This window comes from Massilia cellulosiltytica, assembly GCF_047325105.1.
Lineage (GTDB): Bacteria > Pseudomonadota > Gammaproteobacteria > Burkholderiales > Burkholderiaceae_D > Telluria > Telluria orientalis.
Genome location: NZ_CP168562.1, coordinates 4,927,426 through 4,943,915 on the forward strand (window position 1 = coordinate 4,927,426; position 16,490 = coordinate 4,943,915).

The window sequence follows — 16,490 nt, forward strand, 5'->3', positions numbered from 1 at the left end:
GGCATAGAATGCTTTCATCCGCGTTTTCGGTTTTGTTCGTCGTCTTTCTCCTGCTCACGCTCGGCCTGCGGTACTGGCTGGCGCGCCGGCACATCCGCCACGTCCTGCGGCACCGCGACCAGGTGCCGGCCGAATTCGCCGCGAAGATTCCCCTGTCCGCCCACCAGAAGGCCGCCGACTACACGGTTGCCAAGACCCGCTTCGGCCTGTGGGCCGCGCTGTGGAACACGCTCGTGCTGACCGGTTTTACCTTGCTCGGCGGCCTGCAGGCGCTGTCGACGGCGCTGCTGCACGCGACCGGCCCCGGTATGGTGCACCAGATCCTGCTGATCGTCGCGTTCGCCATCGTCTCCGGTGCGCTCGACCTGCCGTTCTCGTACTACCGCCAGTTCGTGCTGGAAGAGCGCTTCGGCTTCAACAAGATGACGGTCGGCCTGTGGATCGCCGACGCCGTCAAGGGCGGCCTCGTCGGCGCCGTCATCGGCCTGCCGCTGCTGTGGGTCGTGCTCACCCTGATGGACAGGACGGGCGCCCTGTGGTGGTTGTACGCCTGGCTCGTGTGGAGCGGCTTCCAGCTGCTGATGATGGTGCTGTACCCGACCGTCATCGCGCCGCTCTTCAACAAATTCACGCCGCTCACGGACGACAAGCTGAAGGACCGCATCGAAGGCCTCATGACGCGCGTCGGCTTCGCGGCCAAGGGCCTGTTCGTGATGGACGGCAGCAAGCGCTCCGCGCACGGCAACGCCTATTTCTCCGGCTTCGGTTCGAATAAACGCATCGTGTTCTTCGACACCCTGCTGTCGCGCCTGGCCCCGGAAGAGATCGAAGCCGTGCTCGCGCACGAGCTGGGCCACTTCAAGCTGAAGCACATCATCAAGCGCATCGGCGTGCTGTTCGCGCTGTCGCTCGCGTTCCTCGCCCTCCTCGGCTGGCTCAAGACGCAGGTCTGGTTCTACACGGGCCTGGGCGTGCTGCCGCTGCTGGGCCAGTCGAACGATGCGATGGCCCTGCTGCTGTTCACCCTCGTGCTGCCGGTCTTCACGTTCCCGTTCTCGCCGCTGACGTCGATCACGTCGCGCAAGCACGAATTCGAGGCGGACGCGTTCGCCGCGAGCCACAGCGATGCGCGCGACCTCGTGTCGGCCCTCGTCAAGATGTACGAGGACAATGCCGCCACCTTGACGCCGGACCCGATCCACTCCGCGTTCTACGATTCGCACCCGCCGGCCTCGGTGCGCATCCGTCACCTGCGCCTGGCGGGGGTCGCATGAGCCTGATCGACCGCCACTGCGTGCACGACGCACCCGCGCTGGACGACGCCGCGATCCCTGCGCTGCTGGCCGAGGTACCGGACTGGCATATCGACGGCACCCGTCTCGAGCGCGAATTCGTGTTCCGCGACTTCCACGAGACGATGGAATTCGTGAACGCCCTCGCCTTCATGATCCACCGCGAAGACCACCATCCTGACCTGGCCGTCGGCTACCGCCGCGTCACCGCGTCGTGGACGACGCATTCGGCCGGTAACCGCCTGTCCGACAACGATTTTATCTGCGCAGCGAAAGCCGACGCACTGTACGCGGGACGGGCGGGCGCATGAGCAAACACGATTTAACCGGCACCATCGTCGCGGCGCATGGCCGCCATTACCTGGCCGACGTCGACGGCGAATTCCTCCAGTGCGTCACGCGCGGCAAGAAGACGAACGTGGCGGTGGGCGACATCGTCCACCTGAAACGCACGTCGAACGACCAGGCCGTGATCGAGAAGATCGCGGAGCGCACGACCTTGCTGTACCGCTCCGACCAGTACAAGAGCAAGCTGCTGGCGGCGAACATCAGCCGGCTGTTCATCGTCATCGCGACGGAACCCAGCTTCGCCGACGACCTCGTGTCGCGCGCCCTCGTCGCCTGCGAGGCGGCGGGCGTCGACGCGCACCTCATCCTGAACAAGGTCGACCTCGAACCGAATCTCGCCCGCGCGCGCGAACGCGCGAGCCTGTACACGCGCCTCGGCTACCCGCTGCACGAGGTGTCGGCGAAGACGCATCCCGACGACACCGTCGCGGCATTGACGCCGCTGCTGCAGGACCAGTCCTCGATCCTGATCGGCCAGTCGGGCATGGGCAAGTCGTCGATCGTGAACCTGCTCGTGCCGGACGCCGACATCGCCGTGCGCGAAATCTCGGAAGCGCTGGACACCGGCAAGCACACGACCACGTTCACCCGCCTGTACAAGCTGCCGGCCGGCGGCACCCTGATCGACTCCCCGGGCTTCCAGGAATTCGGCCTGTACCACCTGACGGAAGGCATGCTGGAACGGGCGTTCGTCGAGTTCAAGCCCTACCTGGGCGGCTGCAAGTACTACAACTGCCGCCACCTGGCGGAACCCCAGTGCGCGGTGCTGCAGGCGGTTGCGGACGGCAAGATCGCGAAGCTGCGCCACGAGCTGTACGCGCAGCTGCTGCACGAGTCCGCGCAGACGTTGTACTGACAACTTTTCCGCTTCGTTCCAAATGCAATTTCCCGGAAAGCAAGCAAAAACGCTTATAATCCAAGAGATTATCGTATCTCAGGCACAAAAATGGCTGGCACGACTCCCACCAACATCAAGCATTTCCTGCAGTTCTCCGACTTCACCCGCGACGAGTTCGAGTACCTGATCGAGCGCGCGACCGTCATCAAGCGCAAGTTCAAGAACTACGAGATCTACCACCCGCTCGTCGACCGCACGCTGGTCATGGTGTTCGAAAAGAATTCCACGCGCACGCGCCTGTCGTTCGAAGCGGGCATGCACCAGTTGGGCGGCGCCGCGATCTACCTGAACACGCGCGACAGCCAGCTGGGCCGCGGCGAGCCCGTCGAGGACGCCGGCCAGGTCATGTCGCGCATGTGCGACATCATCATGGTGCGCACGTTCGGCCAGGACATCATCGAGCGCTTCGCGGCGCATTCCCGCGTGCCGGTGATCAACGGTCTCACCAACGAACACCACCCGTGCCAGGTGCTGGCCGACATCTTCACGTACTACGAGCACCGCGGCTCCATCGTCGGCAAGACGGTGGCGTGGATCGGCGACGCCAACAACATGCTGTATTCCTGGCTGCAGGCGGCGGAAGTGTTCGGCTTCCACCTGAACGTGTCGACCCCGAAGGGCTACGACATCGATCCGCAGCTGGTCACGACGACGAACTACACCTTCTTCGAGAACCCGTCCGACGCCTGCGCCGGTGCACACCTCGTCAACACGGACGTGTGGACGAGCATGGGCTACGAAAAGGAAAACGCCGAGCGACTGAAAGCGTTCGACGGCTTCATCGTCGACGAAGCGAAGATGGCGCGCGCGAGCGGCGACGCGCTGTTCATGCACTGCCTGCCCGCGCACCGCGGCGAGGAAGTGTCGGCCGGCGTCATCGACGGTCCGCAATCCGTCGTCTGGGACGAGGCCGAGAACCGCCTGCACGTGCAGAAGGCGCTGATCGAATACCTGCTGCTGGGCCGCATCGAAGACAAATAATCAATCGCACTACCACGACCCATGAGCCTGATCGTCGGCCCGCTGAGGGCCGGCTGACCATCATCCCCCTCCACATCTGACACCACTGGAACTTCCATGAGCGACATCAAAAAAGTAGTCCTCGCCTACTCGGGCGGCCTCGATACCTCCGTCATCCTGAAATGGCTGCAGGATAACTACAAGTGCGAAATCGTCACCTTCACCGCCGACCTGGGCCAGGGTGAAGAGCTGGAACCGGCACGCGCCAAGGCGCTGAAGTTCGGCATCAAGCCGGAAAACATCTACATCGACGACGTGCGCGAAGAATTCGTGCGCGACTTCGTGTTCCCGATGTTCCGCGCCAACACCGTCTACGAAGGCGAATACCTGCTGGGCACGTCGATCGCGCGTCCGCTGATCGCCAAGCGCCTGATCGAGATCGCCAACGAAACCGGCGCCGACGCCGTGTCGCACGGCGCGACCGGCAAGGGCAACGACCAGGTGCGCTTCGAGCTGGGCGCGTACGCGCTGAAGCCGGACGTCAAGATCATCGCCCCGTGGCGCGAGTGGGACCTGCTGTCGCGTGAAAAACTGCTGAAGTACGCGGAAGACGCCGGCATCGACATCGACATGAAGCACAAGAACGGCGGCGCGCCGTACTCGATGGACGCCAACCTGCTGCACATCTCGTTCGAAGGCCGCCACCTGGAAAACCCGAGCGCGGAAGCCGAGGAATCGATGTGGCGCTGGACCGTGTCGCCGGAAGCGGCACCGGACCAGGCGGAATACCTGGACATCGAATTCCAGAACGGCGACATCGTGGCCCTGAACGGCAAGCAGCTGACCCCGGCCGCAGTGCTGACCGAACTGAACCGCCTGGGCGGCAAGCACGGCATCGGCCGCCTGGACCTGGTGGAAAACCGCTACGTCGGCATGAAGTCGCGCGGCTGCTACGAAACCCCGGGCGGCACGATCATGCTGAAGGCGCACCGCGCCATCGAATCGATCACGCTGGACCGCGAAGTGGCGCACCTGAAGGACGACCTGATGCCGCGCTACGCGTCGCTGATCTATAACGGCTACTGGTGGGCACCGGAACGCGTCGCACTGCAGACGCTGATCGACCACACGCAAAAGAGCGTGAACGGCTGGGTGCGCGTCAAGCTGTACAAGGGCAACGTGATCGTCGTCGCGCGCGATTCGAAGACGGATTCGCTGTTCGACCAGACCATCGCCACGTTCGACGAAGACGGCGGCGCGTACAACCAGGCGGATGCGGGCGGCTTCATCAAGCTGAACGCACTGCGCATGCGCATCGCGGCGAACGCACGCAAGAAGCGCGGCCAGTAATACGGCGTCACGCCAGCAAAGCCGCCGGTCTGCGAAGTCCGGCGGCTTTTTCATTACCGAAACGTCAAATTCGGGGTCAGAGCACATTTCAGCCAAAATTCGGGGTCAGAGTGAGATGCACCGGTTTGGTGGACAGGTTAAATCAGGTACACCTGTGCATTTTTTCGACTTCGGCCGGCGTACGGTAGCCGAGCGTCTGATGAAGGCGTTGCTGATTGTAGTACACGTCGATGTAGGCGGTGATGGCGGCTAGTGCCGACTGCTGATCTTCATAGACCGTGTGGTGCGTCACTTCGTTCTTCAGGTTCGAAAAGAAGCTCTCTGCCACGGCGTTGTCGTGGCAGTTTCCTCTGCGGCTCATGCTCGGGCATATTTGGTTGTCTTGCAAGTGATTGCGAAACATGGCCGAGGCAAACTGCGAGCCCTGATCCGTATGACAGATTAGCCCGCCGACAGGCTTTTGCTGTTCAATACCTGCTTGCAGTGCTGTCACGGCCAGCCTGGCTGTCTGGCTCGTTGCAGTGGCCCAGCCGATGACGCGACGTGTGCACAGGTCGATGAAGGCGGCAAGATGCAACGGCCCTTTTCTTGTCGCGATCTGCGTCATATCGCCGACCCAGACCCGGTTGGGCAACTTTACGGCAAATTCGCGTTTGACCAAATCTTCTGCGGGTGGCTCGCTCTTTTGATACGTCCGCATTTTTTTAAACCGCGCCATGCGTCGCGTCTCGATACCAGCAATCCGGCGTATCCTGGCCACGCGGTTACGGCTGCAGTTCACTCCGTCAGCCTGCAGCAGGCGCCAAGTCTTGATGACGCCTGGCGCGCGCCACTGTTTTGCATGCAATTCTTCGATGCGAATACGTAGCGCGACGTCTTCACGACTGCGTATGCTCGGCTCACGCCTGTGCGAGGCATAACAGCCGCTTCGGCTTACCTGCAGCAGCCGACACATCATCGCAATTGGAAACTCTTTGCAGTGCTGATGAACAAAGGCGTACTTCACGGCTTGCGTTTCGCAAAGTACGCGTCCGCCTTTTTTAAGATGGCATTCTCCATCTTTAACCGCTCATTTTCCCGCCGCAGTCGGGTCAACTCATCTTCGTCCTGTGCCAGCGGCCGCCCCGGGCCATTAAACGCCTTCTCCGCGCCAGCTTTCTCGAGCGCCTCAGCCCATTTGTAGAGCAAGTTGCGCCGCACGCCAAGTTCCAGCGCCAGAGCCGTCGCGTTATCAGTTTTCTTCAGACGTGCGACTGCTTCTTGCTTGAAAGCCTTCGTGAAGCTTTTGCGTCCGGTAGCGTCGGGTTTAGTCTTATCCATGGGAACGTATTGTCCTCTATTTGGGATGTCCACTAAACCCGGTACGTCTCAGAGCACATTTGCGATCAATGTCCGGATATCTACCATCCACTGATTTCGACTCGGGCTTGGCGCGAACTTCATCGCGGACCGGCGTGATATCGCGTGCGTTGCTTGCTTAAGGGATCGTGCAACAAAATGTGCTCTGACCCCGAATTTTCCCGAAAATGTGCTCTGACCCCGAATTAAAGAAATAGCTTTCTTCGAAAAAAAAGCCGTCCTCCCGCTCACGCGAAAGGACGGCAAAGGGAGGCGCACCGCTTGATCCCCGCCCCACCCCGCATTGCCCCCACGGCTGCGGCGTACGGCGGAAGCGGCTGGCGCCGGCTCACAACTCAGAAATGGAAGTTGGCGGTCAGGCTCGCCCAGCGCGGCGCGCCCGGCGTGTAGCGGTAGCCGCTCTTGTTGATCGAGGCGACATACTCCTTGTCGAACAGGTTGTAGACGTTCAGGCGCAGGTCCAGCCAGCGGTTGACCCGGTAGTCCGCGACGGCATCCGCCACCCAATAGCTGTCCGCATACGCCGGCGTGCCGACGGCGCCGTCCGTCCCGCGCAGCAGCTTGCCCTGGTAGCGCACGCCGCCGCCGAGCGTCAGGCCGTGCGCCAGTTTGTACGTCGTCCAGCTCGTGAAGGCCTGCTTCGGCGTGTACGACAGCGCGTTGGCGCCGCTCGCCGTGACGAGCTTGCCCGCCTCGATGCTCGTGTCCATGTACGTGTAGCCCGCGTTGATCGACCACGCGCGCGTGATCTCGCCCGTCACGGCCAGCTCGATGCCCTGCACGCGTTTTTTACCGGTCTGGTAGTACTTCAGGTCGACAGGATCCTGCTCGACCTCGTTCTTCACGTCCGTGCGGTACAGCGCCGCGTTCAGCCCGAGACGGCGGTCGAACACTTCCCACTTGGCGCCCAGCTCCGTCGTCGTGCTGACCTGCGGGTCATAGATCGGGTTCGCCGCGCTGTTCGCACTGGCGCTCAGCGCCAGGTTCGAGCCCGGTGGGTTCCTCGAGTTGGCCCACAGCGCGTACACGCTGCTGTTCGCCGTCGGCTTGTACAGCGCGGACACCTTGCCGCTCACGAGGTTGTCCGACAGTTCGATATGCGTCGGCACAGGCGTGCCCACGGGGAGCGTCGGGGCCGACGTGGCCGTCGACAGCGCGATGGCGTCATACGTCGTGTCGAAGTGGTCGAGACGGGCGGACGCATTGAAGATCCATTGGTCGCCCAGCTTGATCGTATCGAGCAGATAGCCGGATTCCGTCGCGGATTCCCCCCGCGTGCGGGCGCCGCTCGGCTGCAGGTTCAGGCCTGCGATCGGCAGCGCCGGGTCGGGTCGGTACAAATTCGCCGGCGCCAGCGTGCCGCCGCCCACGTAGCTGCGGTTCGACTGCTTCTCGTTCGACAGGTCCAGGCCCGCGACGAGCGTGTGGCGCAAGGTGCCCGTATCGACATCGGCCGTCAGCGTCGTCTGGTTCGCGAGCACCGTGTTTTCCTGGTCTTTGACCGTGCGGATCGTCCGCGCCAGCGACCACGTGGACGGGTCCGTGGCGCTCGGCGCGATGATGTTCGCCGCCGAACCCATGAAGGCGCTCAGCAGGTAGAACTGCTTGGTCTTGCCGTAGCGGCTCGTGTTCTTCAGGCGCATGCCATTGCGGAACTCGTGCTCGATGATGGCCGTCGCCATGTCGGCCGTCACCTTGTCGTAGTCGGACAGCGCGCCGTAGAAATTCTGCGGATCGACGGGCGCGGCGCCGGTGAGGAAAGGCCGCGTCGCGTCCGGGCTGCGGTAGCCCGGCAGGCCGATGGTCGGCACGCCGCCGTCCGGCCGGTTGTCCTGCTTCACGTGCAGGTAGTCGAGGTAGACGTGGGTCGGGCCGTGCAGGCCGAACGCGAGCGACGGCGCGATGGCCCAGCGCTTGTCGCGCACGGCGTCGCGTGCCGGATTGCCGGCGCGCTGGTCGAGGACGTTCAGGCGGAACGCGATGCCGGACTCACGGTCGATGACGCGGTTGATGTCGGCCGTGCCGCGCACACGGTCCGCGCTGCCCACCGTGAGGCTGGCGTCGCCGGTGTTCTTCAGCGTCGGCTGCTTCGTGTTCAGGTTGATGGAACCGGTGGGCGCGCCGCGGCCCGTGTCGGTGCCGGCCGGGCCTTTCAGCACGTCGATCTGCTCGATGTTGAAGACGTCGCGCGAGATCGAGCCGATGTCGCGGATGCCGTCGACGAACAGGCTGCCGGACGTATCGAAGCCGCGCATGTAGACCGCGTCGCCCGTGTTCGTGCTGCCGTTCTCGCCGAGGAAGAACGTGCCCACGCCGGGCGTGTTGCGCAGCGCCTCGGTCAGCGTGGTCGCGCCCTGCTGCTCGAACAACTCCTTCTTGATGACGATGACGGTCTGCGGGGTGTCGACCAGCTTTTCCGTGTACTTGGACGATTGCGCATGCTCGGCCTTGTAGTCGTTCTCGCGCGCGCCGTTGACGTGGACGCGGTGCGGGCGGCCGGCGCCGGCGTCCGCATCGGCGGCGGCGTCGGGATCCGGCGCCGCGTGGCCGGCGAGCGGCAGCACGAGCATGGCGAGCGCGGCGCCCGCGCGGCGCGGCGTGGAAGGAGACAGATGCTTACGGCTGGTGATCGAGGTTCTCATCGTGGTCGTTGAATGTTGTTTTTGAATGTTTGTCGGAACGCCACGAACTGTATCAAGTTTTAACGGATAAGTAAACGCGAATCATTCTCATTCGTTTTACCAATACAGGTCTCACCTTTTCAGCCGGACGCCGGCGCGCTACCATCGGTGGCCTGCCGCCCGCGCTCACGGAGCAGGTGAACGCGCATGTCGCGTGCATGGCATGAACGAATGCGAAAACGCCCTGAGCGGGGATCCCCGGATTGGTGCACGCGGTGTCCCTTGCCTCCGGGCAGAAATGTTACATTCACCATGTCTTCACGCCATTTGGAGCGCGCATGTTTCATAACTTGAGCATCAGGAACAAACTGGTCGCCGGCTTCGGCGCGATCGTCGCGATCATCCTGTGCCTGCTCATCCTTGCCTATAACAATTTCGCACGGCTGTCCGACGCCAATCTGTGGAACCGACACACCCTCGAGGTGCTGCGCGAACTCGACACCATCGCGACGTCGGTGCTGCAGATCCAGTCGTCCACGCGCGGCTACCTGTTGACGGGCAACGAGAACCTGGTGACGCCGATCCGCAACGAATACGCGACGGCGCGCGCGCACGTGAAACGCGCCCAGGCGATCACCACCGACAACGCCCAGCAGCAGGACCGCCTGCGCCGCCTGGACACACTGCTGGTCACGTGGATGGAGCAGGTGGTTACTCCGCAGATCGAACGGCGCCGGACCGCCGGTGCGGCCATGACGGCGCAGGCCGAGGCCGGGGTACTGGCCGGCACGGGTTCCGTGGCCAGCCTGCGCGAGGTGCTGGACGACGTCGAAGCCGAGGAAAACCGCCTGCTGGTCCAGCGCCAGAAGGACACCGACGAACTGCGCCAGACCATGAAGGCGCTGCTGACCGGGGGCGCCGTCATCTGCGTGGTGCTGGCGATCCTCATTTCGACGCTGCTCGTGCGCGCCGTCTCGCGGCCGCTGCACAGCCTGATGAGTGCTGCCGGCCAGATCGCCGGCGGCGTGCACGGCGCCCGCGCCGAGGTGCTGTCGCGCGACGAGCTGGGCCAGGTGGCGCTGGAATTCAACCGCATGGCCCAGGCCATCGAAGACAGCCAGGCGAAGGAACTTGCGGCGACGAACGAACTACGCGCCAAGGTCGACATGCTGCTGGACGTCGTCTCGCGCGCCGCCCGCGGCGACCTGACGGGCACCGTCACGATCGCCGGCAGCGACGCCATCGGCCGCCTGGGCGAAGGTCTGGGCACGATGCTGGGCAGCCTGCGCACCCTGGTTAGCAACGTGCAGCGCGCGGGCATCCAGGTGACCACGTCGGCCACGCAGATCGCCGCGTCCGCGCGCCAGCAGGAAGCGACCGGGATCGAGCAGGCGCAGACGAGCGTCGAGGTGCTGTCCACCACGCGCGAGATCTCGGCCAATACGTCGCAGCTGCTGCGCACGATGGAAGAAGCGGGCGAAGTCGCCGACTACACGACGGCGGCCACGGCCGAAGCGCAGGGCAACCTGACGCGCATGGACCAGTCGATGCAGCAAATGGTCGCGGCCACCGACGCGATCACCGCCAAGCTCGCGACCCTGTCGGAAAAGGCCAGCAACATCAACAGCGTGCTGACCACGATCACCAAGGTCGCGGACCAGACCAACATCCTGTCGCTGAACGCCGCGATCGAGGCCGAGAAGGCCGGCGAGGCGGGCCGCGGCTTTGCCGTCGTCGCTGCCGAGATCCGGCGCCTGGCCGACCAGACGTCCGTGTCCACGTGGGACATCGAGCAGATGCTGAAGGAGATGCAGTCCGCCGTGTCGGCCAGCGTCATGGGCATGGACAAGTTTACCGAGGACATCCGCCGCAGCGTGGGCGAGGCGCGCCACGTGGCCGAGCAGCTGTCCGGCATGACGGAGCAGGTGCGCAAGCTGGCGCCCCGCTTCGACCTGGTGCTGCAGGGGATGCAGTCGCAGGCAGTGGGCGCATCGCAGATCACGGCGACGATGACGCAGCTGTCCGACGCCAGCCAGCAGACCGTCGACTCGCTGAAAGCGACGAGCGAGGCGGTGCATCAGTTGCAGTACGCCGCCACCGACCTGCAGCAGTCCGTCGCCACCTTCTCGGTCAATACCGCATGAGGACGATGGTGTTCCACATCGGCCGCGACCGCTACGCCTTGCCGCTGGCGAGCGTGCTGCGCGTGCTGCCGGTGGCGCGCCTGAAGGCGCTGCCGGGCGCGCCGCATTTCGTGCCCGGCCTGCTGGACTTGCACGGCGAGGCGATCCCCGTGATCGACCTCTCGCGCCTGGCCGGCACGCCGCCGGACGCCGTGCGCTACGACACCCGCATCCTGCTCGTCGAGATCATTGCTGCCGGGCGCCGGCGCCGCCTGGGCCTGAAAGCGGAGCGCGTGATCGGCGTGGCGGCCCTCGACGGCGAACTGGCCGACGCGGGCGTCGCGAGCGCGCCGTGGCTCGGCCAGGTCGCGCCCGGCGCCGAAGGCATGCTGCAGCTGCTCGACCCGGAGCGCCTGCTCGCGCCCGAGGTCGAGGCCCTGCTGTTCGGAGCAGGCCCGTGAATCTCACGCTGCGCCTGCGCGCCGCCACGGGCCTCGACCTGGGCGTCGCCACGGTCGAACGGGCCGTGCGCGAGCGCATGCGCGCCGCGGGTGCCGGCATCGACTACGATCCGCGGCCGGGCACGCCCGAATTCGACGCGCTCGTCGACCTCGTCGTCGTGCCGGAGTCCTGGATCCTGCGCGACCCCGCCGTGTTCGAGACCGCGCTGCGCTTCGTGCAGGCGCGCCTCCTGACGCGGCCCGGGCGGCAGGTCCGCGTGCTGTCGCTGCCCTGCGCCGGCGGCGAGGAACCGTATTCGCTCGCGATGCTGCTGGCGCACGCGGGAATCGAACCCGAACACTGCCGCATCGACGCGTTCGACCTGTCGCGGGCCGCGATCGCCCGCGCCCGCGCCGGCAGGTACACCGGCAACGCGTTCCGCGGCGACGACCAAGGCCTGCGCGCGCGCTTCTTCACGGAGCACGGCGAGGAACACATGATCGGCGCGGCGCCGCGCGCCTACGTCGTCTTCGCCCAGGCGAACCTGTTCGACGTCGACCCGGCGCTCACGGGCACCTACGACCTCGTGTTCTGCCGCAACCTGCTGATCTACTTCGACCTGCCCACGCAGCAGCGGGCGGCCGCGCGCCTCGCCGCACTGCTGGCCGACGACGGCCTGCTGCTGGCCGGGTATGCCGAAGCACCCGCGCTGTGCCGCGCCGGCTTCGCGCCGCGCACGCCGCACGACACGTTCGCGTTGCGCAAGCATGGCCGGCGCGCGGCCGACGTCTGGCGCGCGCCGCCCCGCCCCGCCGGGCGTCCGGCACCCCGCCCGTCCGCGCCACCGCCGCCACTGCCCCCGCGCGACCTGCTGGCCGAAGCGAAGGCCCACGCCGACGCCGGCCGGCTGGCGCACGCGGAAGACGCCTGCCGCGCGCTACTCGCCGTGCGCGCGGACGATGCCGAAGCGTGGTTCCTGCTCGGGCTCACGGCCGAATGCACGGGCCGGCCGCAGAGTGCGCAAGACTGCTGGCGGCGCTGCGTCTACCTCGATCCCGACCACTACGAAGCCTTGTGCGGGCTGGCCCTGCTCGCCGAACAGCGCGGCGACGTCGCCCTGGGCGCCAGCCTGCGCGAGCGCGCCGCGCGCGTGCATGCGCGGCGCGGGAGGCAGCACGCATGAAGCACCTGCCGGTCCGTGCGTGGGACGAGGAGGCCTGCTGGCGCGGCATCGGCGTCGCGGGCGACCGCAGCTGTCCCGAGCTGGCAACCCACGTCCATTGCCGCAACTGCCCCGTGTACGCGGGCGCCGCCCAGCACAACCTGCAGCGTCCCGTCGACGCCGACTACCGCGATGCCTGGGCGCGCGAGCTGGCCCGTCCCGAACCGCCGCCGGCGCGCACGGACGCCGCCGCGCTGGCATTCCGCGTCGGCCGCGAGTGGCTGGCCGTGGCGATGACCCTCGCCGTCGAAGTCGCCCCGCCGGCGCCCGCGCACCGCCTGCCGCACCGCAGCCGCGGCGCCCTGCTCGGCATCGTCAACGTCGGCGGCCGCCTGCTGCCGGCCGTGTCGCTCGCGCGCCTGCTGAACGTGGACACGGACGACGTCCCGCCGCCGCCGGGCCGCCACGCGTTCGCGCGCCTGCTCGTGCTGGCCCTCGGCCCCCACCGCTACGCGCTGCCGGTCGATGAAGTCCACGGCGTGGTGCGCCACGCGCAAGACGCCATGCGTCCGCCCGCCGCCAACGTGGGCCACGCGCCGCCCGGCCTCGTCGCCGGCGTGATCGCCGACGGCGCCATCGAAGCGGGCCTGCTCGACACGGCGCGTTTGCGCGCCGGGCTGGAGGCGCTGCTGCGATGAGCACGAACGACGGGAACATGCGTGAAGACCTGAGCGGCTACTCGATGCTGGACCTGTTCCGCATGGAGACGCGCGAGCAGATGCGCGTGCTGACGGAAGGCCTGCTGCTGCTCGAACAGGGCGCGGTCGACGCGGCCCGGCTGGAATCGATGATGCGCGCGGCGCATTCGGTCAAGGGCGCGGCCGCGATCGTCGGCCTGGAGCCGGCCGTGCGCCTCGCGCATGCGATGGAAGACGTGCTCGTCGCGGCGCAGGAAGGCCGGGCCCAGCTCGACGCGAGCGGCGTGGACGTGCTGCTGGGCGCCGTCGACGTGCTGCAGCAGCTGGCGGAAGCCGATGGCGCCAGCGCGCCGCGCGGCAACCGTATCGCGGCCACGGTCGCGGCACTGGGGGCCCTGCACGGCCAGGGCAAGGCGCCGCCCGCTGCCGCCCCGCCGCCGGCGCCGGTACCCGCATCGCCGCCCGGCCCGGCGCCCGCACCGGTCGACCCGCCCTCCCGGCAAGCGGGCAGCGACGAGCTGCTCACGCTGGCCGGCCAGGCGCGCCTGCACGCGGGCCAGCTGCGGCCGTGGATAGCCGGGCTGCAGCGCTACAAGCGCCACCAGCGCGCCGTCCACGAGGCGCTGGACGACCTGCAGGACGCGATCCGCGCGATGGGCGACGCGCGCCTGGCCGAACTGGCGCAGCGCGTGGCCGACCGCGCCGCGCCGCTGCGCGACACCCTGCACCGCACGATCGAGGGCGCCGAGCACTACGAACGGCAGGCGCTGACCGTTTCCACGCGCCTCGCCGACGAGGTACTGGCCCTGCGCATGTGTCCCTTCGCGGAAGGCGTGCACGCGCTGCCGCGCATGGTGCGCGACCTGGCGCGGGGCCTCGGCAAGGACGTGCGCGTGGAGATCGCGGGCGCGGACACGCTGGTCGACCGCGCCGTGCTGGCGCGCATGGAAGGGCCGCTGCACCAGCTGCTGCGCAACGCCGTCGACCACGGCATGGAGCTGCCGGCCGAGCGCACGGCCGCCGGCAAGCCCGCCCACGGGACGATCCGCCTGGAAGCGCGCCACCGCGGCGGCATGCTGGCGCTGGCCGTCGCGGACGACGGCCGCGGCGTCGATCCGGAGCGCATCCGCACGGCCGCCGTGCGCCGCCAGGTCGCGGCACCCGCGTTCGCGGCCGAGCTGTCCCAGGCGGAGCTGATGGAATTCCTGTTCCTGCCCGGCTTTTCGCTGAAGGAAAGCGCGAATGAACTCTCCGGGCGCGGCGTGGGCCTGGACGTCGTGCGCGACGCCGTGCAAGGCCTGAACGGCACCGCGCGCGCGGAATCGGCGCCGGGCGCGGGCTTTACCACCGTGATCACCTTGCCGCTCACGCAATCGATCGTGCGCGCCCTCGTCGTCGACGTGGCCGGCGAGGCTTACGCGCTGCCCATCGCGCGCGTCGAAGGCGTGCGCCGTGTGCCGGCCGGCGCCGTGCGCACCCTGCACGGCCGCCAGTACGTCGACGCGACGGACGGCAGCGGGCAGCTGGGCCTCGTCGCCGCCAGCCAGGTGCTGGCGCTGGGCGAGGCCGTGGCGGGAGTCGACCTCGTGCTGGTCGCGATCGGGACGGGGCGCGAGCGCTACGGCCTCGTCGTCGACGCCGTGCGCGGCGAACAAAGCCTGACCGTGCAGCCGCTCGAGCCGACGTTCGGCAAGCTGCGCGACATCGCGGCCGCCGCCCTGCTCGACGACGGCACGCCGGTGCTGATCCTCGACGTGCCCGACATGCTGCACTCGATCGCGCGCCTGCTGGACGACGGCGCCGCGCTGCGCCTGGGCTTCGCCGCGGGGGAGTCCGCGGCCGGCCGCGCGCGGCGCGTGCTCGTGGTGGACGATTCGCTCACGGTGCGCGAGATGCAGCGCAAGCTGCTGGCCGCGCGCGGCTACCACGTGGACGTGGCGCTGGACGGCCTGGACGGCTGGAACCAGTTGCGCGGGGCCGACTACGACCTCGTGATCACGGACATCGACATGCCGCGCCTGGACGGCATCGGCCTCACGGAACGCATCCGGCGCGACCCGCGCCTCGCCCGCCTGCCGGTGATGATCGTGTCGTACAAGGACCGGCCGGAAGATCGCGCGCGCGGCCTGGAGGCCGGTGCCGATTATTATCTGGCCAAGGGCGCGTTCCACGACGCCACGTTGCTGGATGCCGTGCGCGACCTGGTCGGCGGCGCCCACGAAGACAGGACGCCATGAGGATAGGTATCGCCAACGACAGTGCCACCGCTTCCGAAGCCCTGCGCCGCGCGCTGGCGATCGGCGGCGAGCACCAGGTCGCGTGGGTGGCGCGCACGGGCGCCGACGCCGTGCGCCTGTGCCGCGACCTGCCGCCCGACCTCGTGCTGATGGACCTCGCCATGCCGGTGCTGGATGGCGTCGAGGCCACCCGCCGCATCATGCGCGAGGCGCCGTGCGCGATCCTCGTCGTCACGGCCGCGCCCCAGGACAACGTGGGCCAGGTGTTCCGCGCGCTAGGCGCCGGCGCCCTGGACGTGACGGCGACGCCCGTGCTGCTCGGCCGCCCCGGCGGCGAGGCCGCCCTGCTCGCGAAGATCCGCACCATCGCGAAGCTGATCGCGGGAGCGCCGGTGCCTACCGGCAGCGCGGCCTTCCCGGCGCCGGCCGCGCCTTCCGGTTCACCGGTTGCGCGCCTGGTCGCCATCGGCGCCTCCACCGGCGGGCCGATCGCGCTGGCGCGGCTGCTGGCAAGGTGGCGCCCGCCGGCCGACACGGCCGCCGTCGTCGTGCAGCACATCGATCCCGCCTTCGCCGGCCAGCTGGCGCGCTGGCTGGGCGAGCAGGCCGGCGTGCCCGTGCGCGCCATCGCGGGCGGCGAACCGGTCGAAGGCGGCGTCGTGCAGGTGGCGGCCAGCGACGACCACCTGCGCCTCACGCCCGAACGCCGCCTCGTCTATGACGCCCATCCGCGCGACGAAGTCTACCGGCCGTCGGTCGACGTGTTCTTCCACTCGGTGGCGCGGTACTGGACCCGGAACGCCACCGGCGTCCTGCTCACCGGCATGGGCCGCGACGGCGCCGCGGGACTGCTCGCGATGCGCCAGGCCGGCCACGCCACCATCGCGCAGGACCAGGCCACCTGCGCCGTGTATGGCATGCCGCGCGCGGCGGCCGAACTGGGCGCTGCGGAGAAAATTTTACCGCTCGACAATATCCCTATCGCATTAGGGTAAAATGAC

At 67.6% G+C, this 16,490-nt stretch carries 14 protein-coding genes; 11 read left to right on the plus strand and 3 right to left on the minus strand.

Features of this window, described 5'->3' with window-relative positions; genetic code table 11:
• The first annotated feature begins 8 nt into the window (after positions 1–8).
• The 5 genes from ACEN9H_RS21495 (at position 9) to ACEN9H_RS21515 (ending at position 4,848) form a co-directional block, all read left to right on the plus strand.
• Positions 9–1,274, plus strand: coding sequence for a M48 family metallopeptidase (locus tag ACEN9H_RS21495; RefSeq protein WP_413672008.1), 1,266 nt, complete (start codon positions 9–11; stop codon positions 1,272–1,274).
• Positions 1,271–1,603, plus strand: a complete 333-nt coding sequence (locus ACEN9H_RS21500) for a 4a-hydroxytetrahydrobiopterin dehydratase (RefSeq protein ID WP_413672009.1) — start codon at positions 1,271–1,273, stop codon at positions 1,601–1,603. The genes ACEN9H_RS21495 and ACEN9H_RS21500 overlap by 4 nt, the downstream gene beginning before the upstream one ends.
• Positions 1,600–2,496 (plus strand): ribosome small subunit-dependent GTPase A, encoded by an 897-nt coding sequence (rsgA, locus tag ACEN9H_RS21505; protein ID WP_413672010.1) that lies wholly within the window; start codon positions 1,600–1,602, stop codon positions 2,494–2,496. Before ACEN9H_RS21500 ends, rsgA begins: the two co-directional genes overlap by 4 nt.
• 90 nt (positions 2,497–2,586) lie before the next feature.
• Complete coding sequence (argF, locus tag ACEN9H_RS21510) at positions 2,587–3,519, plus strand: ornithine carbamoyltransferase (RefSeq protein ID WP_056127216.1); 933 nt, start codon at positions 2,587–2,589, stop codon at positions 3,517–3,519.
• A 96-nt stretch (positions 3,520–3,615) separates the two neighbouring features.
• On the plus strand, positions 3,616–4,848 hold the full coding sequence (locus ACEN9H_RS21515; RefSeq protein ID WP_413672011.1) for an argininosuccinate synthase: 1,233 nt from the start codon (positions 3,616–3,618) through the stop codon (positions 4,846–4,848).
• 142 nt (positions 4,849–4,990) lie between these two features.
• Here ACEN9H_RS21515 and ACEN9H_RS21520 read toward each other — a convergent pair whose 3' ends face one another.
• From ACEN9H_RS21520 to ACEN9H_RS21530, 3 genes are all read right to left on the minus strand, one after another.
• Positions 4,991–5,854: an IS3 family transposase gene (locus ACEN9H_RS21520; RefSeq protein WP_056132588.1), complete on the minus strand. Its 864-nt coding sequence runs from the start codon at positions 5,852–5,854 to the stop codon at positions 4,991–4,993.
• The gene (locus ACEN9H_RS21525; RefSeq protein WP_056132584.1) at positions 5,851–6,168 is read right to left on the minus strand and encodes a transposase; all 318 of its coding nucleotides are present in this window, start codon (positions 6,166–6,168) and stop codon (positions 5,851–5,853) included. Before ACEN9H_RS21525 ends, ACEN9H_RS21520 begins: the two co-directional genes overlap by 4 nt.
• 374 nt (positions 6,169–6,542) lie before the next feature.
• Entirely contained in the window at positions 6,543–8,849 is a 2,307-nt protein-coding gene (locus tag ACEN9H_RS21530; RefSeq protein WP_413672012.1) for a catecholate siderophore receptor Fiu, read from the minus strand.
• Between the two features lie 317 nt (positions 8,850–9,166).
• Between ACEN9H_RS21530 and ACEN9H_RS21535 the strand changes: the two genes are divergently transcribed.
• From ACEN9H_RS21535 to cheB, 6 genes are read left to right on the plus strand one after another with little or no spacing between them, the layout of a single operon-like run.
• Positions 9,167–10,972 carry a methyl-accepting chemotaxis protein gene (locus ACEN9H_RS21535; protein WP_413672013.1) on the plus strand — a complete coding sequence of 602 codons (1,806 nt, stop codon included), beginning with the start codon at positions 9,167–9,169 and terminating at the stop codon, positions 10,970–10,972.
• On the plus strand, positions 10,969–11,412 hold the full coding sequence (locus ACEN9H_RS21540) for a chemotaxis protein CheW (protein ID WP_413672014.1): 444 nt from the start codon (positions 10,969–10,971) through the stop codon (positions 11,410–11,412). Before ACEN9H_RS21535 ends, ACEN9H_RS21540 begins: the two co-directional genes overlap by 4 nt.
• Positions 11,409–12,575 (plus strand): CheR family methyltransferase, encoded by a 1,167-nt coding sequence (locus ACEN9H_RS21545; RefSeq protein WP_413672015.1) that lies wholly within the window; start codon positions 11,409–11,411, stop codon positions 12,573–12,575. The genes ACEN9H_RS21540 and ACEN9H_RS21545 overlap by 4 nt, the downstream gene beginning before the upstream one ends.
• Positions 12,572–13,252 (plus strand): chemotaxis protein CheW, encoded by a 681-nt coding sequence (locus tag ACEN9H_RS21550; protein ID WP_413672016.1) that lies wholly within the window; start codon positions 12,572–12,574, stop codon positions 13,250–13,252. Before ACEN9H_RS21545 ends, ACEN9H_RS21550 begins: the two co-directional genes overlap by 4 nt.
• Positions 13,249–15,489 carry a hybrid sensor histidine kinase/response regulator gene (locus ACEN9H_RS21555; protein ID WP_413672017.1) on the plus strand — a complete coding sequence of 747 codons (2,241 nt, stop codon included), beginning with the start codon at positions 13,249–13,251 and terminating at the stop codon, positions 15,487–15,489. Before ACEN9H_RS21550 ends, ACEN9H_RS21555 begins: the two co-directional genes overlap by 4 nt.
• Entirely contained in the window at positions 15,486–16,484 is a 999-nt protein-coding gene (cheB, locus tag ACEN9H_RS21560) for a chemotaxis-specific protein-glutamate methyltransferase CheB (RefSeq protein WP_413672018.1), read from the plus strand. The genes ACEN9H_RS21555 and cheB overlap by 4 nt, the downstream gene beginning before the upstream one ends.
• Positions 16,485–16,490 lie beyond the last annotated feature (6 nt).